Raw genomic sequence first — 21,524 nt, 5'->3', positions numbered from 1 at the left:
AGATATGCCTCGGTTGGCATACCGCATGATGAGATTACCATGGACATTACGATCAAGGTAATCAGAGGTACCAGGAACTTTGACACTTCCCCTGCCCTAACCGGCTGCCGGTCCAGATGCCCCGTCGTCAAGACAGTCCACAAGTTCATAGATCAGTACCGGTTTGTTCTTTCCCTTTACACGGATGTTATCGAGTTCCCGCGCCGTGACCTTATCTTTTACAAAACCGTAGGTAAACTCACTTATGATAATGGTCGTACCATACTGTTTATTGGTGCCCTCCAGGCGTGCCCCCAGGTTAACGGGGTCTCCCATCAGGGTGTAGTTCATTCGGCCTTCTGAACCCACGTTTCCAACGGTCATGATACCAGAGTTGATTCCGATTCCTATATTGATACGCTTTTCCGGCGGCCAGGAGGCGTTAAGCTCTTCCAGGGCCTTCTTCTGTTTAAGCGCACATTGACAGGCAAGCAGGGCGTGTTCTTCCTGTGGCAGCGGGGCACCCCAGAAGCACATTATCTCGTCCCCGACATACTTGTCCAGGGTACCTTTGTAATCCAGGATAATATCTGTCATAAGCGTGAAATAGACATTGAGATGGTTCAGAAGTTCCTGGGGAGTCATGCTTTCGGACAGGGTTGTAAAACCGCGCACATCGGAAAAGAAAACAGTCAACTGTTTGTCTACCCCGCCCAGTTCAGGGGGATTGTCAATAAGATGGTCTACCACACCCGGGGATACGTACTTTCCAAACATATTGCGGATCATCCGCTTGTCCCGTTCTTCCGTCATGACCCTGTAGGCGATAATGGAGAGAAAGGTAAGAACGGCTGCAATTGCCGAGGGACTGTAATCAATGATCAGGTTCCGGGATTCAAAAACAATAGATACGGTCAGAAAAAGAGCCAGAAGACCTGCAAGCAGCAATACCAGAGCCCAGAGAGTCGGCATGCGTGAACTGATCAAGGCCACAAGCATAACAGCCGCAAAGAGAACCAGGTAGTTTACCCATGCAGGGACGTGGTGGAGAAAGTTGTCCATAAGGATTGTATTCAGGGCATTGGCATGAATTTCCACCCCGTACATCAGTCCAAAGGGGGTCGGTTTTTCGTCATCCGCTATGCCTCTGGCAAAGGCACCTACCATGATGATTTTATTCCCCAGCGCCTTTGTCCGGGGCCAGGTTTCAGGATCCGTTCCAGGGGGATTCGCAGCATACCCGGCAAAGGACCTGACTGGAAAGGTTTTTCTCCCTTGAGGATCGGCGAAGGATTTGGGGCCCATGTAATTGATCAGCATATTTCCATATTCATCGATGGGAATCTTTATCTCTTCCAGTATTCTGGTTTCTGCAGGCTTTTCCAGCACCTCGTCAGCATTGTATACCGCATCCCGCACAGTGATCTCATAGGGCAGCCAGGTGGAGTTTTCCACATCGAATTTCATGGGTTCGGGTATACGAATATACTCACCGAGAACGACCTCCAGGTCGTCGCAGCTTTTATTGAAGTAATCCAGAGCAAGAGACAGTGTAATGGCAGGGACAAAGATGTCCTGATATTTTCGGATTACATGGTAGGACTCATCTATAGTACCGTCATTGTCGGTATCCACGGTGCGAAGGGGTGCATTTTCTTTTATCTCTTCCACAATCTGCGCAAAATCCTCCGGTGTTGTACCGGGGGGTATGGTATGGGGCCGTTCCTTTTTATCGACCCATTCAAGACGCTCAAAACGGGAACTGTCCACGGGAAGAGCAGAACTCATTGAAATCAGATCATCGAGTCGAAAGCTTTCGACAAGACGGGATGATTTTGCAACCAGCTGCTGTCGTCGGTACACCTTGTCTGAATCCGTGTTGAAATTGGCATGCCCATACCCGCGGCTCTTCTCTGCGAAGGGTATCAAGGGCGGCTGGAGTCCATAGAAGGCAGGGATCTCATGCCAGTCTCCCTGGATATTCGTAATTTTTCCCCAGCGTTCAATCAAAACATCCTGCCGGCTGAAAAATTCATCGTATTCCCTGGAGGACGGCGGGAATTCATCCAGTACTGTCTCCAGAAAAACCCTTTCGTTGTCATCTATGGCTTCCAGGAGCAGGACATCGTCATAGCCTTTTTCATCCGGCTCAATAAAGAATATATCGAGAAAGACCGAACGTTCCCGCTCATCCTGATTCTGGATGCGGGAAAAGGAGTTCAGAAGGTCCGCCTCCCGGTACCTTGGAAAAGGCCATTTTCCAAACTGACTGAGGGAATTGAAATCAATGGCGACAATAAGAATATCATCGGAAATTTTCGGATCAAACTCTTCCTGAAGAACCCCTTCCTGGATGCTCTCCCTCCCGGTAACTGTTTTAAATCCGAAATGAACATCCAGCATCTGCTCCTCGATGTTGCTGAAAATGCTGGTGTTTTCATTAAGCAGAAGGATGAATCCAAATAGAAAAAGACCTATAAGAAAACCAAAGTATTTAGTCTCCAGTATCTTACGTCTTCGTTTTGTGTTTTTCTTCACCCCTCTGCCCCTTTGTTGCGGGATACGTTATTTTGAAATATTCAACTCAATTATACGGCTTCGTGCCAGCTTTGTCCAATTGCTCTGAGGGTAGCTTTCAATAAGCTCATTGTATGCCGACAGCGCCTGATCAGCTGAGATCTGTTCCTCCAGGCGACCGACAGAAAAGAGAGATCGGGGCGCAAGAGCCGATTCAGAATACTCGTCGGATATGCGGCGATAGTTTTCAAGGGCCCTTTCATTATCCCCGAGCTCTTCGCAGGCCGCAGCGGCATTGTACAAGGCAACAGGGGCCAGGTAACTTTCACTGTAGCTCCCGGCAAGGGCCAGGTACTTGTCCAGTGAATTCTCCCAGTCCTCATTGGTAAAGTAAAAGTCTCCCATCATGAATAAACCTCTTTGATGGGCATAGGTGCCGGAATACTCTGTCTCAATTTCATCAAAAGCTGTTACGATCTTTTCGATAAAACCTTCCCGTTCCTCCGTTGTTGCATTATTCCACTGGGTATAGAGTTCTTCAAACTCCACCAGACTTTCTGCCGCCTTCCTGCTTTTCGCCGAAGCAAGACTGCTGAGTATCCCCAGCACGGCCAGAACAACAATAAGAATTGCAAAAGTTGAGAGCAGAATCTTTTTCCGTTTCTGAATCCATTGGGCAATGTGTGTGCCCAGACCCAGCTTTTCCTGATTTTCCATTTCAGTACTCCTCGTTTTCGTTGGTCAAACTAATATTAAGCTCTTTTATGAGTCTTGATAAATATGTTCTCTGTATGCCCAGTTCCCGGGCAGCGTGTTTCTGGACTCCCCCGTTTTTTTTAAGGGTGTCCGTAACAAAATGACGTTTAAACAAATTGATGGCTTCCTTCAGGGTCCGTCCTTGATAAATGGACGAGCTTTCCGTGGCATCCTGCATCAGCATAAGATCCTCTGCCTGCAATTTTTCGTTCCCCGCAAGCACAACAGCCCGTTCAATTACGTTCTGCAGTTCCCGAACATTTCCGGGCCACTCGTAGCGCATTAATATTTCCATGGCTTCAGAGGAAAAGCCGGTTATCTTCTTGTTCATCTCTGCGCTGTAGAGTTTTAAAAAATGCTCAGCAAGTAAAGGAACATCCTCCTGGCGTTCCCTGAGAGCCGGAACCGTAATGGGGAGCACGTTTAATCGGTAATATAAATCCCTTCTAAAACTGTTGTTTTCAATTGACTTCGCCAGGTTCCTGTTTGTGGCTGCAATAATACGCACATCTGAACTCATTGGCTCGGAAGACCCGACCCTCTCGAATACTCTGCTCTGGATAACCCGGAGCAGTTTTGCCTGAACGTTAAGGGGGACCTCTCCGATTTCGTCGAGAAAAATGGTGCCCCCGTCGGCAAGTTCGAAACGCCCCCGCCTGTCCTGGGCTGCATCGGTAAAAGCTCCCTTGACGTGTCCGAACAGCTCACTCTCTATGAGACTCTCCGGCAATGCCGCACAGTTGACCCGGATAAAGGGGCCTCCCCTGCGATGGGAGTTCATGTGGATCTGTTCCGCCACGAGCTCCTTGCCCGCACCGCTTTCACCGGTTATCAGGACAGAACTGTCGGTGACGGCCGCTTTATGGGCTATGGAAAGACAGCTGCGTATGGCCTCGCTCCTGCCCACAAAGGTGGAATACTGCCTTTCATCAATCTGTCCGCGCAGAAAGGAGACCTCGTTCTGAACCTTCTGGAAACTTCGGGCGTTTACTATGGCAAGGGCGGCCTGGTTGGCGAAGACCTCGAGCCATTCCAGGTCCTCCTGTTCAAAGAGGGCTCCATCTGTCTTGTTGATAATCTCAATAACGCCGACACACTGTTCTTTGATGCGCATGGGTACTGCAAGTATGGATTTTGTTGAAAAACCGATCTGTTCGCTTATATCCGCGAAAAAGCGCTTATCCTTTTCCACGTCATTCACAATGAGACTGCGGTTGTTCTGGGCTACCCAGCCGGCTATGCCCTCGCCCAGGTTCAGCGAGAACTGCTGCACATCCGGCCCTTTGGAACCCAGGGAAATCTCAAAGTACAGTTTATTGTTTTCAGAGTTCAGCAGTAATAACGAAGACGCCTCACCAGCGGTGAGGCGTGTCGCCGATTCAAGGATCCGCGTTAACAGTGCTTTCGGATCCGAATAATCGGAGTTTATGAGGGTGTTAATCTCAATTAGTGTTTCGAATTTACCCGCATCAATATTTTGGCTGAGCATACCATAATTTAACTAAGAATCGATACCTTTGTCTTTGAGAAAATCACCGAGAGTAAAGGTCGATTCTTCCTCTTCATCATGAATGTACTTTGCCATCTCCTTCCGCTGCTGCTTCTTCTTGAGATCCCGGATGGAGAGCCCAAGACGCTGGGTGTTGGTATTGATCTCAATTACAGCCGCAGTAACCGGCTCACCTTCCTTGAAGACTGTGCCGAGATCTTCCACGGGTTCCTCGCCGGGGCCAAAACAGTGAGCCCTGGGAATGAGTCCTTCTATATCGCCCTGCACCCGGACAAAGACACCAAAATCCGTTATTCCGCTGACCGTCCCCTCGATTCTGCTTCCCTTGGGGAAAGCGGATTTCAGGGCCTGCCAGGGGTCATCCGAGAGCTGTTTTACGCCAAGACGAATTCTCCGGGCTTCCTTGTCCAGCTCAATTACGACAACCTCAACCTTTTCGCCTTCCTTCAGCATTGCAGAGGGATGCCGGATTTTCTTGGTCCAGGAGAGATCGTCGACATGCAGAAACCCGTCGATACCTTCCTCTATCTCGAGAAAAGCGCCGGCATTGGTAAGCTTTTTGACCTCCAGGGTCATACGTTTGCCCACCGGATACTGTTCTTCAATTGAGTCCCAGGGATTCGGCAGGACCTGTTTGAGTCCCAGAGACACCCTGCCGGCTTCCAGATCGTAATCGAGGATCTTTACTTCCACTTCGTCGCCGATGGCAAGCACCTCTTTCGGGTGTTTGATTCTCCTCACCCAGGAAAGCTCCGACACGTGGGCCAGCCCCTCGATTCCATCTTCCAGTTCGATGAAAGCACCGAAATCTGCAAGTTTGGTTACCTTACCCTTAACGACATCGTCGACATGGTATTTAGATTCGAATACCGTCCAGGGATCCGGCGTAAGGTGTTTGAGGGAAAGATTTATTTTTTTCGATTCCGGGTCTATTTTTATGACCTTGACCCGCAGATCCTCGTCCTTTTTGACGTAATCCTTGGGACGGGAAGCGTGTCCCCAGCTCATGTCGTTTATATGAAGCAGGCCGTCAAACCCGCCAAGGTCGATAAAAGCTCCGAAGGAGGTAAAGGATTTTACCCTTCCCTCGACTTCGTCGCCTTCTTTAATGGTGTTGAAGAATTCTTCCCTCTTGTTCTCTATCTCACGCTCCAGCCATGAACGGCGGGAAAGTACTATTCTTGCTCGTTTTTCTTTCTGAAAACGCTCAATCAAAAATTTTGATTTTGTTCCGACAAAGGTTTCCGGATCTTCCACACGGCGCACATCGGTCTGACTCATGGGGTTGAAGGCCGTAATACCGCAACCGAGATCGACTTCGAAGCCGCCCTTGATAACCTTGGAAAAGGTACCCTCCACTGGTTCCTGCGTCTCCGAGGCCTCCTTGAGGGTCCGCCAGAAGGAGATCATGTCGGCACGTTTTTTGGATACAACGACCTGACCGCCTTTCCCTTCTTTGCTTACAAGGACGACCGAAACGGTGTCACCGATTGAGGGTTCCGTTTCGAACTCTTCGGTTGGGATTTTTCCTTCTGATTTGTATCCTACATCGACAAATACTTGTTCCGGACCAATCTCGATTACCGTACCTTCAACAAGCTGGCCCTCTTCCAGTTCATCGAGGCTCTTGAGGTATTCTTCCTGGAGTTCGGATTGTATCATCTCTCCGTTGTTAGGCTCTCGATCACTCATGCTTCGACTCGGTCTCCTCGATATTTTTACGCGTTATCTCGTGAATTTTCCGTACTACTTTGGCACAAACTTCTTCTATGGTCAAGCCCGAAGTATCAACATAAAGGGCATCTTCAGCCCGGACAAGACGTCCCCACTCCTTGGACCGGTCAATTTCATCCCGCTTTCGTATTCCTTCGGCTATCTCATCAAGACTCAGCCCGCTGACACCCTGGTCGAAGCGGCGTCTGGCGCGAACCTCCGGACTGGCGTCAAGAAAAACCTTCAGCTCGGCGTCGGGAAAAACCACCGTGCTTATATCCCGGCCTTCAACGATAATATCCCGTCGGCTGGAAATTTCTCGCAAACGCTGATTAACCCACTCCCGGACACCACGAAAGGAGGAGACCTGAGCAACCTGAGCGTCAACCTGGTCGCTGTGAAGCTCCGCGGTTATATTGTCTCCCGCCAGATAGATATCTCCGTCCCGGTACTCAAACTGAATGGTGGCCGCGAAGGATTCAACGATACTCTGTGTTTCCAGATCGAGGTTCTCCCGCAGGGCAGCGTAGGTCACGGCTCGATAAAAATTCCCGGAATTCAGATAATGAAATCCCGTTTTTCCAGCGAGTTCAACGGAAATACTGCTCTTCCCAACCCCCGCCGGTCCGTCTATTGCTACGACCATAAGGCCCCTCCGTGTCTGTAACCCAGTTCCTTCAGATCCCTCGCCGCAAGAAGACGATATTCCCCGGGAACCATTCCTTTGATGTTTACGGAGCCGATTCTGACGCGATGCAGCTTCTTTACCCGTATTTTATTGTGATGAAAGAGCCGTCGAATCTCGCGATTCTTGCCCTCTTTGAGGATCAGATAGGCAACCTTTTCCCCCGCAAGCCTGTATGAACTGACAGAGAGCACTTCATCATCAATCGTGATTCCCCGGACAAAGCTGTCCAGAAGCTCCTTGCTGATGGGCCTGGACACCTCCACCAGGTACTCCTTTTCAATTCCCACAGCAGGGCTTGTGATAAACCGACTGAACTCCCCGTCGTTTGTCAGGAACATGAGTCCCGACGAGAGGTAATCCAGCCTGCCGACGTGAAAAAGCCGGAACGGGAATTTCCCCTTGATAATATCCGCTACTGTTGTCCGTCCCTCCGGATCATTCAGGGAAGAGACGACAAATTTCGGCTTATATAATGCAACATAAACAAATCTGCGGTCAGGATAAATTTTCTTATGGTCGACCTCTACTGTATCGCCAAGGGAAACCTTCTCGCCCATGCGGGTTATCACCCTGCCATTGACCCGTACCCGTCCCTGACGAATAAGATCCTCGGAACCCCTTCGTGATGCGATACCCGATCGCGCAAGAAATACCTGCAGCCGGATTTCGTTATCCTTATTATCTGCCATCAAGTTCAAACCTGTCCTGATTCAATTCGTCAAGCTTCGGAAGATCAGCGATACTGCGCAGCCGGAAGACCTTCAGAAACTCCTTTGTCGTACCGTACTGTACCGGCCTTCCGGGGGCCTCTTTTTTACCGACCTCTTTTATGAGGTTTCTGCCTAACAGCAGTTTGATCATACCATCGGCGCTTACGCCCCGAATGCCCTCGATTTCTCCCCTGGTTATGGGCTGGGAATAGGCGATAATAGACAGGGTTTCCATGGCTGCCCGGGAGAGTTTCGCATCGTTTTTCTTTCCATAGCGCTCCTTGAGATCATCCCAGAGCTCTTCCTTGGGGCTCAGGAGAAAACCTCCACCGATTTCCCGAAGATCAAGACCATGCCCCTGTTCGGCATAGTGTTCCTCCAGGAATTTCAGCCCTCCTTCCACTATATCCTTATCCAGGCGGCTGATCTTTGCGATGGTCTTTACGTCTATGGGCTCGGATTCCAGAAACAATATGGCTTCGATTATTGCAGCTTCACGTTCCAGGGTCATCTCCTCCCTGCTCCTCTTCAATGTTTTCCGGTGCATCTGACATATCCGGGAATTCCGGCTCAGGCTCCGGATATTCATCTTCTTTTCCCGCGTCGGGATGGCTGTATATGCGGATATCACCGAACATCCGGTTCTGATAAATTGATATACGCTTGAGTTTTACCAGCTCAAGAATCGCGAGAAAGGCGCAGATTATCTCCATGATGGAGTTTTCTTTAATCACCAGATCGGTAAACAGACAGTATTCCCGTTCTTCAAGAAGCTCGTTCACCAGGCTGATCTTTTCGTTTATGGAAACCTCTTCGTAGAGATTGAGGATCCGTTCCGAAGAGATATTGGAAATAAGGGACGAAAAGGTCTTTAACAGCTCCCAGACATCTATTTTATCCCACAAATCATCCTTATCGTCGAAGGGCAGCACCCTCTGCTTTTTTTTCCTTTCGATGGCCCATTCGCTCTCATTTTCCTTGTCCATCATCAGTTCGGAAATCTTCTTGTACTTCTGGTACTCGATAAGACGATCCACAAGCTCCTGACGGGGGTCCTCAAGCTCATCATCGAAATCAACTTCCACCGGAAGCAGCATACGGGATTTAATATAGAGCAGGGTTGCCGCCATTACATAGAACTCGGTAATGTTGTCCAGATTGACCGCTTCGACGATATTCAGATACTCCAGGTACTGCTCGGTAATCTGCGCAATGGGGATATCGTATATATTAATCTCTGATTTTTTTATCAGAAAAAGCAGAAGGTCCAGAGGCCCCTCAAACTGATTCAGCTTGAAACGGTAATTATCGTTACTGCTTTCGTTGGTTACCGTACTTGCTTCCATACCCTTCCGCGCGATCCTCCCACGACAAGGTAGTACTATAGTGGTTCAGGGAGATGTAGTAAATACCCTGATCTTCGAGTCCGGCAGCATACTCCCCGTAATAGATGCCGGTTTCCGGCTCCCGCAACAGCGGATCGAGCTCCAGCAGGGGAACAAGGACAAACTTGCGTTCCTTCATGCGGGGGTGCGGAATTTCAAGATCAGGTCCATGAATCTGCAGGTTTCCATAGAGAAGGATATCAATATCAAGCGTTCTCGGCCCCTTGGGTCGATCGGGATCTCTCAGGCGTCCATGCCTGTTTTCCAGGTCCTGTGTGATCTGCAGAATCTCATACGGATGTATATCCGTCAGCCCGGAGAAAACTGCGTTAATAAAATCGGGCTGGTGCAAATCGTCCCGGGGGCGGGTCCGGAAAAACGGGGAAACCCGGGGGTCCCTGAAGTGTGCTCTTAGTTCCCGGACAGCCCCCTGAAGGATGCCTTCGGAATCACCGGTATTCGAACCAAGGCCGAGATAGACCCGATGTCCCTCGAAAGATCCCTTTTGTTCCGTCAAAAGAGTTCCGACTTCGGATCTTCCACTGTCCCGGCAGTAGAATCGGCTTTCTTTGTTTCCCCGGTCTTCTTTGCTTTATCCTCTTTTTCAACCGCAGCGGCGGGAAAGAGGAGTATTCGGAGTTTTTTCTCAATTTCCTCGGCAATGTCGGGATTGCTTTCAAGAAAGAGTTTGGCATTCTCCCTGCCCTGGCCGATCCGTTCCTCGCCGAAGGAGTACCAGCTGCCGCTCTTTTCGATCAGCTCAAATTTCAGCGCAGCATCCAGCAGGCTTCCGGAGGAGGATATCCCCTTTCCGAACATTATCTCCAGCTCCACTTTTCTGAATGGCGGAGCCACCTTGTTTTTCACCACCTTTACGCGAACCCTGTTTCCGATGGCGTCATCAGTTCCCTTGGCGATGGTTTCGATCTTTCGAACCTCCACCCGTACGGAGGAATAGAACTTGAGAGCCTTTCCTCCTGTTGTAGTTTCAGGGTTGCCGAACATTACTCCGATCTTCATGCGGATCTGGTTGATAAATATCAGGCAGGAATGAGATTTGGCGATGGTGGCGGTAAGCTTGCGAAGGGCCTGGCTCATAAGCCGGGCCTGCAGACCCATGTGGGAATCTCCCATATCTCCCTCTATTTCCGCCTGGGGAGTAAGAGCAGCTACAGAGTCGACTACGATAATATCTACCGCTCCGGAACGAACCAGAGACTCTGCAATCTCCAGAGCCTGTTCTCCCGTATCGGGCTGGGATACCCACAGCTCGTCGATGTTTACCCCGAGATTCCGGGCGTACCCCGGATCCAGGGCATGTTCGGCGTCGATGAATGCCGCTATTCCACCCCTTTTCTGAGCCTCCGCGATTGCATGCAGCGCCAGGGTGGTTTTTCCCGAAGATTCGGGACCGTATATCTCTATAACCCTGCCCTTGGGATACCCGCCGACCCCCAGGGCCGCGTCCAGCAGGATGGATCCGGAGGGTATCGATTCTATATGCAGGTCCTGACGTTCCTTCCCCAGCTGCATGAGGGAGCCTTTTCCAAACTGCTTTTCTATCTGCAGCCGGGCGGCTTCCAGGGCCTTCTGCTTTTCTTCATTATTCGTCGGAGCGGGTCTGGTCTCGGGCATGCTCTTTTTTGCCATTGCTGTCCTCCTGATATGCACTTACAAAAGATGAACCGGGGAAAGTCTCTTTTGATTTTACGTAGATACTATAACCGCGCCAGATTGCAGTCAAGCTCCGTCAATTGTAATTCCGGAGCAGCTATGCATCCGGATTTTCAGAAAAACCGGCGCGCTAAACCTTTTCGTAGCTGAAGGCCTCAAACTTCGTATACTTGGGAATAAAGGCCACCTTGATGGTCCCCACGGGACCGTTTCTCTGCTTGGCGACAATTAGTTCGGTTTCCACGTTGTTTACATCCTGGGTCCCCTCCTTCTCGCCCCGGTCGCGATGAAGGAACATTACCACGTCGGCATCCTGTTCAATAGACCCCGATTCCCGGAGGTCCGCGAGGCTCGGGGCTTTTCCCTCCGACTGCCGTCCGACCTGGGAGAGGCAGATAATCGGAATATCCAGTTCCCGGGCCAGGGATTTCAGGGAACGGGAGGTTTCCGCAACCTGCTCGTGGCGAGGAACGTTGTATTTGTTTTCCGGTTCCACCAGACCTATATAGTCCACAAAGATTGCCTCCACCTTCTCCTGCTGACGCATACGTCTGGCCTGGGCCCGGAGGTCCAGGAGCTTGATATTGGGGGAATCATCAATAAACAGGGGAGCCTCATAGATCCGGCCTGCAGCCTCGGTCAGCTTATGAAAGTCCGAGGGCTTCAGCATTCCGGTCCGCAAAATGTCCGAGGCTATGCGGGCTTCCGCAGCCACAAGACGCTGCATAAGGGCCATGTCGGACATTTCCAGGGTAAAGAACCCGATGGGACGCTTATATCGGATAGCCATATTCGAAGCCATGGTCAGGGCAAAGGCTGTTTTACCCACCGAGGGACGGGCACCTATTACAATGAACTCCGACTTCTGAAAACCGGAGGTCATTTTGTCCAGATCGGCAAAGCCCGAGGGAATCCCGGTAAAGCTGTCCTTGGTATGATACAGCTTTTCTATTGCCTCTATTGTTCTGGCAATTACCTCCCCTGCGGTTTTATAGTGACCCGTGGGGTTCTCTTCGGCGATATCGAAAATCCGTCGCTCCGCCTCTTCAATAATCTGGCGGGTCTGGATCGTGTCATTCTGAGCGTCGGAGATCATTTCGTGAGCAACGTTGAGCAGATTACGCCGGAGACTTAAGGACCGGACTATACCTGTATAATAACTCACGTTGGCGCTGGTGGGAGTAGCATCGGTGAGGCCTGACACATAGCCAAGCCCCCCTGCGGATTCCAGGTCGCCCTGGTTGCGGAGTTCGTCCGTTACGGTAATGAGATCCATGGTTTCTCCCTTGTTAAAAAGAGAAACCATGGCTTCAAAAATCTTGCGGTGACCTGTTTTAAAAAAGTCCTTTCCCCGGAGCTGTTCCAGAACGGTACCGAAGGTATCTGGATTTAAAAATACCGCCCCGAGGACGGCCTTTTCGGCATCCACATTATGGGGCGGAACTGAATCTTTAAGGCGTTCAGGCATCGCTTGCCTACTCTTCCTCGCCGACTTCTTCCTTTACGCTGTCTTCACTTTCTTCAGCCGCAGCCTCGTCCAGAGCTTCCTCTTCGGAGGAGGTCTCTTCCTCGGGGGCATCCTGTTGTACAGGGGCCTCCTTTTCAGCTTTTACGGTTCCCTTGGGTTCCACCGCACCGGTTTTCTCGTCCACAACCAGAAACTGGAGCTCAGCGACGTTGCTCTCATAGAGCTTTATCCGGGCCTTGTGTTTGCCAATCATTTTTATGGTGTGTTCAACAAGGTCGATCTTTTTGCGCTCAACATGGATGCCTTCCTTTGCCAGAGCATCGGAAACTGTAGCATTTGTAACTGAGCCAAAGAGTTTACCCGTATCGCCGGCGGGCATGGGGATGGTAAGCTCGAGGGTTTCAATCCTCTCCTTGAGTCCCATGGCGGCGTTGCGTTTCTCTTCTTTCCGCTTTTCAATCGCCTCCCGGCGCTGCTCGAACATTGCGGCGTTTCCCTTGTTAAAAGGAACTGCCAGCCCCTGGGGGATAAGATAGTTCCTGGCATATCCGGGTTTTACCACGCGAATATCGCCTTCCTCTCCGAGGTTATACACATCTTCTTTGAGAATAATCTTCATACTGCTATTTCTCCTCTCGACTTTCCAGGGCCTATTTCTTCACAAAGGGAAGATAGGCAAGCACGCGGGCCTTTTTAATCTCCAGGGAAAGAGCGCGCTGATGTTTTGCACAGGTGCCGGTAATTCTCCGGGGAAGAATTTTCCCCCGCTCCGTTACGAATCTTCGCAGGGCATCGGGATTCTTGTAATCCGGCAGCGTATTCTGGGTACAGAATTTGCAGACCTTCCGCCTGAAAAAAGGCTTTCCACCGCCCCGGCGAAAACCGCGGCCTCCGTCACGACCATCATCCCGGCCGTCGTCGCGGCCGTCATTCTGCCGGCCGTCGTCTTCTCGTTCTCTATCCTGAGTATCTTCAGAACTCATATCTTGATTCTCCTTGATCTTCTGCTTTTTTACCGGTTTTTCGACTAAAATGGAATATCGTCTTCAAAACCGTCGTCCCCGCCACCGGGGGTATATCGTTCTACCTGGTCATTTCCATAGGACTGGGAAGATCCCCGGGATTCTCCTCCCCTGGGACCGCCGAGGAGCTGAACATTGTTTGCAACAACCTCAACCTTGCTTCTCGGCTGACCATCCTGTTCCCATCGGCTCTGCCGCAGCTCTCCTTCCACGGCAATCTCTTTGCCTTTTACCAGGTATTGAGACAAGCTCTCCGCGGTTTTGCCAAAAACCGTAATATCGAAGAAATTTGCCTCCTCCGTCCACTGATCACCGGACCTCTTTCTGCGGTTTACAGCTATGGACAGACGGGCAACAGCCATACCGGAATTGGTGTACTTCAATTCTGAATCCCGGGTCAGCCGACCTATCAAAGTTACATGATTCAAATTCGCCATGGAAGTCCTCCCCGTATTTTAGGATTCTTTTCTGACAAAGAGGAACTTCAGGACGTCCTGGACGAGTTTAAGCTCCTTGTCGATATCCGCGACCTTTTCGGGGGATGCAGAAATCTCCATGTAGCGGTAGTGGCCGCGTTCGGTTTTTTTAATGGGATAGGCAAGATCACGAACGCCCATGTCCTCATCCCTGGACGAGGTAAACCCGTATTTTTCCATAAGCTTTTTCAGGTTTTCATAGCCGTTCTTGTAGGCGTCATCTTCCGGACGGAAAATGACCGTAAATTCGTACTCTCTCAAATTGTCCCTCCTCATGGACTAATAATTCGATCCGGAGTAATATTATCTCCGGATAAAGAGGTCGGGGCAGACTACCACAAGACAATATAACTGTCAAGTCAACTCCTTACTCAGACGATATTTGTACTGACAGGCAGGAGGAGCCATGGGACAGACAATTCACTTTGAAGAGGATTTATATTTCCTGAATGAACTTCTGAACACCCTCGACGGCGGCGTCGCCCTGAACCTGGACCGGCTCTTTTTTTTCGACAAGATTATCGAAGACATATTTTTCATCGACACCACCATAGGACGCCTGTATTCAGCCCTGGGTGAAAGCTACCGCATAGTTCAGGCAGAAAGCGTCACCCGTGGAATCATTACGGTAAAACAGCGCTTTACGGACTTCCTGTCCATTATCATATCCAACTCCTCGGGCATGGGAGAAGCATTTACTCCCTTCCTGGAGAAATTCAGCGAAATGACGGATTCCCACCGGAGAGACGTGGAGGAACTGCAGAAATCCCTGCTCTCCTCGGATATGCAGTCCACTCCCAGGGAAGTTATTTCCCAGGAGGAATATCAGTTCCTCTTTCCATCCGACGAAGACGAGGCATGATTCAGGAATGCCTCTACGCATAGAAAAACTGGTCTACGGCGGGGACGGTCTGGCACGGGAAGACGGGCTGGTCTGGTTCATACCCTTCAGCGCACCGCAGGATCTCGTGGAAATCGAAGAGATCGAGCTTAAACCCTCCTACCGCAGAGGAAAAATAACCAGCATTCTGGAAGCATCGCCCTTTCGCAGCGAAGCTCCCTGCCCCTGGTTCGGCAGCTGCGGCGGATGCCAGTGGCAGCATATTACATATCCGGCCCAGGTCACTGCCAAAAAAGAGATTCTTGCATCCATGGCAGAAAAAGATCTTTCGAATTCTCCCCGGGAAATATCTGTCTTTCCTTCCCCCTCTGAACTGGAGTATCGCTGCCGCATAAGCCTGCACCGCAGGGATCAAAAGATCGGGTATTACGCCGCAGGAAGCAGGGATCTGATTCAGGTGAAAGACTGTCTTATTGCCGAAGCGCCCTTAAGGGACTGGCTGAGGGACCCTCCCCTGGGACAACAGGAGATCGGGAAGCTGCCGGAACGTTTTGAACTGAGAAACGAAGACGGCGGGGTCCGCATTCTCACCGCCGGAACGGACGAAGCCTTCAGGCAGACCAACACCGGGGGAAACAGGCTGCTGAAAAAGCGGCTGCGAGGACATATTCTCAAGTATTACCCGGAACCGAGGGTTTTTGATCTGTTCTGCGGAGACGGTAACCTCTCCCTGCCTCTGTCAGACGCAGCCGAATCGATCAGCGGCTGGGACGTATCCGCCGAAGCTGTCGCAGCCGCCCGGGAAGCGGCAGGAAATAACAGACGTCTGCACTACTCCAGGGGGAAGGTCGCGTCTGTCTACGGAGCTCTCAGAAGGGAGGCTGCTGCAACCGATGTTCTGATCCTCGACCCGCCCCGCAAGGGAGTGAAAAAAGAGGCTCCCCTGCTGGCGGAACTTCATATACCGCTGGTAGCCTACGTATCATGCAATCCCGCAAGCCTCATGCGCGACCTGAAGGCCTTTGAAAGAGCGGGTTACAGGATTGAACTTCTGGAAGCCTTTGACATGTTCCCCCAGACCTATCACCTCGAAAGCCTCGCCCTTCTCTCCCTCGGATAACATCCGGGCACCTCTAAAAGCGTGGTATTTTTTCCATAGTCAGGAAGGAAAATTTTTATAGTGCCCGCATACGCTTGTCGTAACAAGAGTTGAGGATCGCGGAAAATCCTGACGACTCAGGATATGGAAAAAAGAGTAGTTATTAAAGGCGACCTTCCTCAAGGCACCTGCGGGTCTCCTTCAGTCATCCTTTTCATCCAGGAATACCGTCTCCTCCGGGCGGGCTATTACCACCGGCGCTTCTTTACCGAGGATTTCGGTGATCCTGGAGGAGTGAAGCCCAATAAGCTTCTGCAGTTCAGTGGACGAGAAATTTGAAATGATTTTGGCAATATCATTTATCTGGACCACGGCGCCGGCTGGAAAATTACCCTCAACGGCGGTAAGTCCCCTGGGCAGCAGGCTCTTGTGCTCCCGAAGAGCACTGGCTGCACCTTCGTCGATCCGCAGGAAACCTTCCGGCCAGCTGTAGAGGATCCAGCGTTTGCGGTTCTTTATTCTGGGCCGGGCGAGAAACAGCGTTCCGATTGCCTCTCCCGCGATGATTCTTTCCAGCATGTTTTCGGTGTTTCCGTGGGCAAGCACAACCCTGCAGCCGGCCCGGCGGGCGATCTTGACAGCATCAAGTTTTGTGCGCATGCCCCCGGTGGAATGTGCGCTGCCGGCACTGCCGGCGGCTGCCAGAATTTCCGGAGTAAGCTCCTCCACTATACTCAGCGGCTTTGCCTCGCTGTTGCTTCGAGGGTCGGCATCGTATAAAGCGTCGATATCGGTCATAAGAATCAGAAGATCGGCGTCGATCTTACTGGCCACAAGAGCACTCAGGCGATCGTTCTCTCCAAAGGCATTGCCTATTTCACTGGTGGAGACACTGTCGTTCTCATTCACAACAGGAAGCACCCGAAGGGAAAACAGGGTTTCCAGGGAATCCCGCAGGGTAAGATAGCTTTTCCTGTTATTGAGGACCTCCGGAGTAAGAAGCAACTGGGCGATATTGACCCCGAGCCTGCCGAATACCGAGCGGTATGACTGCATCAGAAGGGGTTGACCGATGGCTGCACAGGCCTGGCGCATATTTATCCTGGTGACCTTGCCGCTTAATCCGAGTTCCCTGGCCCCCATTCCTACGGCTCCGGAGGTTACAACGACCACCTGCAGCCCTTTTTCCCGGAGGACGCAGATATCCCTGGCAACTCTTTCGAGAAAGTCTTCCCGTACTCCCTCAGGGGATGAGAGCAGATTGGTCCCTATCTTGACGACAACCCGTTTACAGTAAGAAAAATCACGCATCAGTTAATATCCAGCTTTCGATGGGTAAAATGCTTTTTACCCGAAGCGTAATCTGCAACAATCTGGCCCGTGCCTGTCAGCTTGTACTTGTAGGTCAACAGGCCTTCCAGTCCCACCGGGCCCCGGGCATGGAGCTTTCCGGTGCTGATTCCCACCTCGGCGCCGAAACCGTAGCGAAAACCGTCGGAGAACCTGGTGCTGCAGTTTACAAAGACATTGGCCGAATCCACCCGGGAGGTAAAAAAATCCGATGCCGTCGTATCGCTGGCCACAATTGCATCGGTATGCCCGGAACCGTAGCGGTTGATATGATCAACCGCCTCTTCCAGACCCTCCACCGCCTTTACGGATACGATCAGATCAAGATACTCGGTGCTCCAGTCTTCCTCCACCGCTTCTTCAAGGCCGGGTATAAGCTCTCTGCATACTGCACAGGCCTTTATCCTGACGCCCGCCGCCTCCAGGGCGTTAACAAGCAGAGGCAGAATGATTTTTACAACGGATCTGTCGATTAGGATGGTTTCCGTGGCATTGCAGACAGCAACGTACTGGGCCTTTCCATCCACCGCAACCCGTACCGCGATTCCCGGATCCGCAGAGGCATGAATATAGGTATGACAGATTCCGTCGGCGTGGCCCATGACGGGTATTCGGCTGTTATCCATTATATAACGGACGAACTCGTTGGATCCCCGGGGGACAAGGAGGTCAATCTCGTTGTCCATGGAAAGCATCTGGGCAACCTCCTCCCTGGATTCAATATTGTAAATCCACCCTTCAGGCAGTCCTTCCCTGGCGGCCCCTTCGGCAATACATGAGGCAAGAACACGGTTGGTTTCAAGGGCTTCCCTGCCTCCCTTCAGGAGCACGGAGTTTCCGCTCTTGAGACAGAGAGTGGAAATCTGTACCAGGGCGTCGGGGCGGGACTCAAAAATCATTCCGATGACACCGATGGGGCAGCTTATCCGGTGCAACTCGAGCCCTTCATCGAGCTCGGTTGCCAGCTGCAGCCGGCCTACGGGTTCATCGAGGCCGATGAGTGCCCTGATGCCATGGATCGCCCCATCCAGCTTTTTCGCATCGAAGACCAGGCGTTTCAGTAGAGGCGCGGGAACGCCGTCCTTTTGAGCCTGAGCGATATCCCTGGTATTGGCGTCAAAGATTGTCTGTGCATTTTCCTGCAGAACCGCTATGATGCCGGCAAGGGCCCTGTTCTTCTGCTCGCCCGTCAGAACAGCCATATCAACAGCTGCTTTTCGTGCATTTCGGGCAGCTTCGTACATCTTCGGATTATTCATATAAGATACCTGTCAGATAGATTTCGGGATAACCTGTCCGTTCTAGGCGTACCCTATTATTTGATTCTTGTCTATAGGTATCTCGCGGTCAACCGGCAGGTCGAGGGAGATAAAGGTTTCGGTGGACTGGATTTCCGGCATTTCCTGAAGCCGGTCGGTAAGAAAATTGTGAAGTCCCCGGGTGTTCTTGGCAACGACTTTAATAAAAAAGTTATACGCCCCGGTGGTGGAATGAACCTCGATTATTTCATCAAAGTCCTTGAGTTTCTGAACAACGATATTGTAGTCCCGGGCGTTGTGGAGGTTGATACCGACGAAGGCGCATACCTCGAAACCGAGCATCTGCATGTCCACGATAATCCGGGAACCCTTTATAATGCCAAGTTCCCGTAACTTGTTGTATCGCACATGGACTGTTCCTCCGGAAACCGAAAGGTCCCTGGCAATCTCCTGAAATGGACGACGCGCGTCCTGCTGCAGAATGCGAATAATATTCAGGTCCAGTTCATCAATTTCGTGGCCCGCCGCCATGCGCCCTCCTTGTAGAAGTTTCTGCCTCAGATTAGGTAAATATTATAATTTTTTCAAGTAAGCAGGAAGATTATTTTTAATCATACATCGATTTCTTGAATTATTTGTAAGATACTCACCTGTATCAGCATTTTATCCCTTACCCTGTTCAAAAATCAGACGACGGTTACTGCAGTTTTATACAGCATGATCGACTCAATAAAACAAGACAGCCTTTCGGAAACGACGAATCCTGAAGATTATCTGCAGAATTTCGGCCTTACGAGTCTTTTTTCCTATCAGCGGGCCATAATCGAGGAGATCTGTGTTGCCTGCGGTGTACCCGTCACGGGGGCGGGCTCCGAAGCACCGTCCAGAGGTCTTATTCTGCTTCCAACCGGTGCCGGAAAGAGTATATGTTACATGCTTCCGGCCCTTGTCATACCCGGCTACAGCCTTATCATTTATCCGCTGAACGCCCTTATCAGCGACCAGCTGCAGCGTTTCAGGAAGGCCGGCGTCCGCGTTTTTCCCCTTGTCGGGGGGACGTCAAAACGGGAGAAGCTGGCCGCCATATCAGAGGCTGCCGACGGGGAGGTCCGGGTACTTCTGGCAAACCCGGAAAGTATTCTGGACCTGGATATCCAAAAGGCCTTACGGAAAAGTCCTCCCCGGCACCTTGTCTTTGATGAGGCCCACACCAGCGCTGAATGGGGCCTGAGCTTCCGTCCCGCCTATGTTGAGGTCTGCAGCTTCGTCAGGGAGCTTGATCCCCGGCGGGTCAGCGCCTTTACCGCCACGGCTTCTCCCGAACTGCTCCCCCAGATGGCCGGACTCATTTTTGGAAACCAGGGTTACAGCCTGTACTCCAGATCTCCGGCGAAGGAGAACATAGCCTTCAGCGCCATACCGAGCATCAGCCCGGAGGCCGACCTTGTATATCTTGCAGAATCCTGCCTGAAGACTCCCATGATAATCTTCTGCCGCCGGCGCAGGGATGCGGAAGATACCGCACGGCTCCTGGCAAGCCGTTCCTCAGATGCGGCAGAAAGGGTTAAATTTTATCATGCCGGACTTTCGAAGGAGGAGAAACAGCAGGTAGAAAACTGGTTCATGCAGGGGGGAGATCTGATCCTCTGCGCCACCTGCGCCTTTGGGCTCGGCGTTGACTGCGCGGGGATCCGCAGTGTCGTTCACAGGGGGCTGCCCCCCTCGGTGGAAGCCTATGTACAGGAATCCGGACGTGCCGGGCGGGATGGAAAACCCTGCCGGGCCGTTGTCCTTTTCGAACCCTCCGATCTGGCCATGAAGTTTGAATCATCCAGGGATACGCGGTACGGAACCCTCGTCAAGGCTTTTCTCTCAAACAAGCGCTGCAGACGGAAATCCCTGATGAGTCTCTTTTCACCCCATGAAGAGCATGCAGCCTGCGGCATCTGCGATGTCTGTACCGGTTCGATAGAGTTCATCCCCAGGGGATCTGATGAGATAGTCGGACTCGTAAGGGAATACAGTTCCATGCTCAGCTGCAAGGAGGTTTCGGATATCGTCAAAGGCTACAGGCCGGAACATCTTGGCGGAGCCGCCGGAAGGAGCAGCTCCTTCGGAATCCTCGGAACCTGGGACTACAACTGGTGTCAGGAGGCTGTCGGCAGTCTTTTGTCCTGCGGAGCGCTGTACAGAAAACGCTTGTCCCGTCGTTTATCCGCGGGACCGTCACGAAAGAACATTCTGAAAGAGATGAGTTGAGCCTTGAAGCTTTTCTCTGGTACTATCCTGATCCATGGAAGCGATTATTATGGGATCCGGGACATCCCACGGGATTCCTGTCGTTGGATGTTCCTGTCGGGTCTGCCGATCCGATGACTCCCGGGACAAACGCAGCAGGGCCTCTCTTTTTATACGAGACAAGGAAGTCAACATACTGATAGACACAAGTACGGAATTCCGGATACAGGCGATACGCGAAGGAATCACATGTCTTGATGCGATCCTGTACACTCACTCCCATGCGGACCATCTTCACGGACTTGATGATATCCGGCCCTTGACGAAGGACAGGCCCATGCCGGTATATGCGGGAGAATCCACACAAAGGGATATTGAAAAGCGCTTTGATTATATATTCTCCACCTCGCCGGGACAGAAAGGCGGAGGACGTCCGAAAATCGAACTGCACCCCCTTCCAGCCGACGGCATCACAATCAAAGGTATCAGGATTGTACCTGTGCCGGTTTTTCACGGAGAGCTGCTGATCTATGGTTTCAGGATCGGGGAGCTTGCGTATATTACCGACTGTTCACGAATACCGGAGGAGTCGTATCCTCTGTTGAAGGGACTCAGGAAACTGATTATCGGAGCGCTCCGCAAACGTCCCCACCCGACCCATTTCTCGATAGACGAAGCTGTGGCGGAGGCCGAAAAAATCGGCGCTGAACAGACCTGGCTGACTCATTTGTGCCATGATCACAGTCACATGGAACTTCTTGAAATGCTGCCCAAAAAAATAGAGCCCGCCTGGGACGGACTCTCTATCTCGTTTTAGCTTGTCGTGCGGTTCAGTAAGG

General features: G+C 51.4%; 22 protein-coding genes. 4 read left to right on the top strand and 18 right to left on the bottom strand.

Annotation, left to right across the window (positions count from 1 at the left end):
- Window positions 1-96: 96 nt before the first annotated feature.
- The 15 genes from B4O97_RS05890 to rpsF form a co-directional block, all read right to left on the bottom strand.
- Window positions 97-2,517 carry an adenylate/guanylate cyclase domain-containing protein gene (locus tag B4O97_RS05890; RefSeq protein ID WP_083049140.1) on the bottom strand — a complete coding sequence of 807 codons (2,421 nt, stop codon included), beginning with the start codon at window positions 2,515-2,517 and terminating at the stop codon, window positions 97-99.
- A 27-nt stretch (window positions 2,518-2,544) separates the two neighbouring features.
- A complete protein-coding gene (locus B4O97_RS05885) occupies window positions 2,545-3,213 on the bottom strand; it encodes a tetratricopeptide repeat protein (protein ID WP_083049139.1) in 669 nt (222 codons plus the stop codon).
- Between the two features lies 1 nt (window position 3,214).
- Entirely contained in the window at window positions 3,215-4,741 is a 1,527-nt protein-coding gene (locus B4O97_RS05880) for a sigma-54-dependent Fis family transcriptional regulator (RefSeq protein WP_083049137.1), read from the bottom strand.
- Window positions 4,742-4,753: 12 nt separating this feature from the next.
- Entirely contained in the window at window positions 4,754-6,454 is a 1,701-nt protein-coding gene (rpsA, locus tag B4O97_RS05875; RefSeq protein WP_083049136.1) for a 30S ribosomal protein S1, read from the bottom strand.
- A complete protein-coding gene (gene cmk, locus B4O97_RS05870) occupies window positions 6,447-7,121 on the bottom strand; it encodes a (d)CMP kinase (protein WP_083049134.1) in 675 nt (224 codons plus the stop codon). The genes rpsA and cmk overlap by 8 nt, the downstream gene beginning before the upstream one ends.
- Window positions 7,112-7,852 (bottom strand): pseudouridine synthase, encoded by a 741-nt coding sequence (locus B4O97_RS05865; RefSeq protein ID WP_083049133.1) that lies wholly within the window; start codon window positions 7,850-7,852, stop codon window positions 7,112-7,114. The genes cmk and B4O97_RS05865 overlap by 10 nt, the downstream gene beginning before the upstream one ends.
- The gene (gene scpB / locus B4O97_RS05860) at window positions 7,842-8,384 is read right to left on the bottom strand and encodes an SMC-Scp complex subunit ScpB (RefSeq protein WP_083049131.1); all 543 of its coding nucleotides are present in this window, start codon (window positions 8,382-8,384) and stop codon (window positions 7,842-7,844) included. The genes B4O97_RS05865 and scpB overlap by 11 nt, the downstream gene beginning before the upstream one ends.
- Window positions 8,368-9,219 (bottom strand): segregation and condensation protein A, encoded by an 852-nt coding sequence (locus B4O97_RS05855; RefSeq protein WP_083049130.1) that lies wholly within the window; start codon window positions 9,217-9,219, stop codon window positions 8,368-8,370. Before B4O97_RS05855 ends, scpB begins: the two co-directional genes overlap by 17 nt.
- Complete coding sequence (folK, locus tag B4O97_RS05850) at window positions 9,185-9,775, bottom strand: 2-amino-4-hydroxy-6-hydroxymethyldihydropteridine diphosphokinase (protein ID WP_083049128.1); 591 nt, start codon at window positions 9,773-9,775, stop codon at window positions 9,185-9,187. The genes B4O97_RS05855 and folK overlap by 35 nt, the downstream gene beginning before the upstream one ends.
- The gene (recA, locus tag B4O97_RS05845) at window positions 9,772-10,908 is read right to left on the bottom strand and encodes a recombinase RecA (RefSeq protein ID WP_083049126.1); all 1,137 of its coding nucleotides are present in this window, start codon (window positions 10,906-10,908) and stop codon (window positions 9,772-9,774) included. Before recA ends, folK begins: the two co-directional genes overlap by 4 nt.
- 154 nt (window positions 10,909-11,062) lie before the next feature.
- Window positions 11,063-12,400: a replicative DNA helicase gene (gene dnaB, locus B4O97_RS05840; protein ID WP_083049124.1), complete on the bottom strand. Its 1,338-nt coding sequence runs from the start codon at window positions 12,398-12,400 to the stop codon at window positions 11,063-11,065.
- Window positions 12,401-12,407: 7 nt separating this feature from the next.
- On the bottom strand, window positions 12,408-13,019 hold the full coding sequence (gene rplI, locus B4O97_RS05835) for a 50S ribosomal protein L9 (RefSeq protein ID WP_083049123.1): 612 nt from the start codon (window positions 13,017-13,019) through the stop codon (window positions 12,408-12,410).
- A gap of 31 nt (window positions 13,020-13,050) precedes the next feature.
- Window positions 13,051-13,383, bottom strand: a complete 333-nt coding sequence (rpsR, locus tag B4O97_RS05830) for a 30S ribosomal protein S18 (protein WP_083049121.1) — start codon at window positions 13,381-13,383, stop codon at window positions 13,051-13,053.
- 44 nt (window positions 13,384-13,427) lie between these two features.
- Window positions 13,428-13,859, bottom strand: coding sequence for a single-stranded DNA-binding protein (locus B4O97_RS05825; protein ID WP_083049119.1), 432 nt, complete (start codon window positions 13,857-13,859; stop codon window positions 13,428-13,430).
- An 18-nt stretch (window positions 13,860-13,877) separates the two neighbouring features.
- Window positions 13,878-14,159 carry a 30S ribosomal protein S6 gene (rpsF, locus tag B4O97_RS05820; RefSeq protein WP_158084176.1) on the bottom strand — a complete coding sequence of 94 codons (282 nt, stop codon included), beginning with the start codon at window positions 14,157-14,159 and terminating at the stop codon, window positions 13,878-13,880.
- Window positions 14,160-14,304: 145 nt separating this feature from the next.
- Between rpsF and B4O97_RS05815 the strand changes: the two genes are divergently transcribed.
- Window positions 14,305-14,760, top strand: coding sequence for a hypothetical protein (locus B4O97_RS05815; protein ID WP_083049116.1), 456 nt, complete (start codon window positions 14,305-14,307; stop codon window positions 14,758-14,760).
- Between the two features lie 7 nt (window positions 14,761-14,767).
- Window positions 14,768-15,859 (top strand): class I SAM-dependent RNA methyltransferase, encoded by a 1,092-nt coding sequence (locus B4O97_RS05810; RefSeq protein WP_083049115.1) that lies wholly within the window; start codon window positions 14,768-14,770, stop codon window positions 15,857-15,859.
- Between the two features lie 180 nt (window positions 15,860-16,039).
- Here B4O97_RS05810 and proB read toward each other — a convergent pair whose 3' ends face one another.
- From proB to B4O97_RS05795, 3 genes are read right to left on the bottom strand one after another with little or no spacing between them, the layout of a single operon-like run.
- Window positions 16,040-17,149 (bottom strand): glutamate 5-kinase, encoded by a 1,110-nt coding sequence (proB, locus tag B4O97_RS05805; protein ID WP_083049113.1) that lies wholly within the window; start codon window positions 17,147-17,149, stop codon window positions 16,040-16,042.
- The gene (locus tag B4O97_RS05800) at window positions 17,149-18,447 is read right to left on the bottom strand and encodes a glutamate-5-semialdehyde dehydrogenase (RefSeq protein WP_198947023.1); all 1,299 of its coding nucleotides are present in this window, start codon (window positions 18,445-18,447) and stop codon (window positions 17,149-17,151) included. Before B4O97_RS05800 ends, proB begins: the two co-directional genes overlap by 1 nt.
- 42 nt (window positions 18,448-18,489) lie before the next feature.
- Complete coding sequence (locus B4O97_RS05795) at window positions 18,490-18,978, bottom strand: Lrp/AsnC ligand binding domain-containing protein (RefSeq protein ID WP_083049111.1); 489 nt, start codon at window positions 18,976-18,978, stop codon at window positions 18,490-18,492.
- Between the two features lie 186 nt (window positions 18,979-19,164).
- Here B4O97_RS05795 and B4O97_RS05790 point away from each other — a divergent pair, with 186 nt between their 5' ends.
- Together B4O97_RS05790 and B4O97_RS05785 are read left to right on the top strand one after the other, a co-directional pair.
- Complete coding sequence (locus B4O97_RS05790; RefSeq protein WP_083049110.1) at window positions 19,165-20,706, top strand: DEAD/DEAH box helicase; 1,542 nt, start codon at window positions 19,165-19,167, stop codon at window positions 20,704-20,706.
- 49 nt (window positions 20,707-20,755) lie between these two features.
- A complete protein-coding gene (locus tag B4O97_RS05785) occupies window positions 20,756-21,502 on the top strand; it encodes an MBL fold metallo-hydrolase (protein WP_233142953.1) in 747 nt (248 codons plus the stop codon).
- Window positions 21,503-21,524: the final 22 nt, after the last annotated feature.

It is taken from the genome of Marispirochaeta aestuarii (genome assembly GCF_002087085.1).
Classification (GTDB): Bacteria; Spirochaetota; Spirochaetia; order JC444; family Marispirochaetaceae; genus Marispirochaeta; species Marispirochaeta aestuarii.
This window is presented reverse-complemented; position numbering and strand designations above follow the sequence as displayed.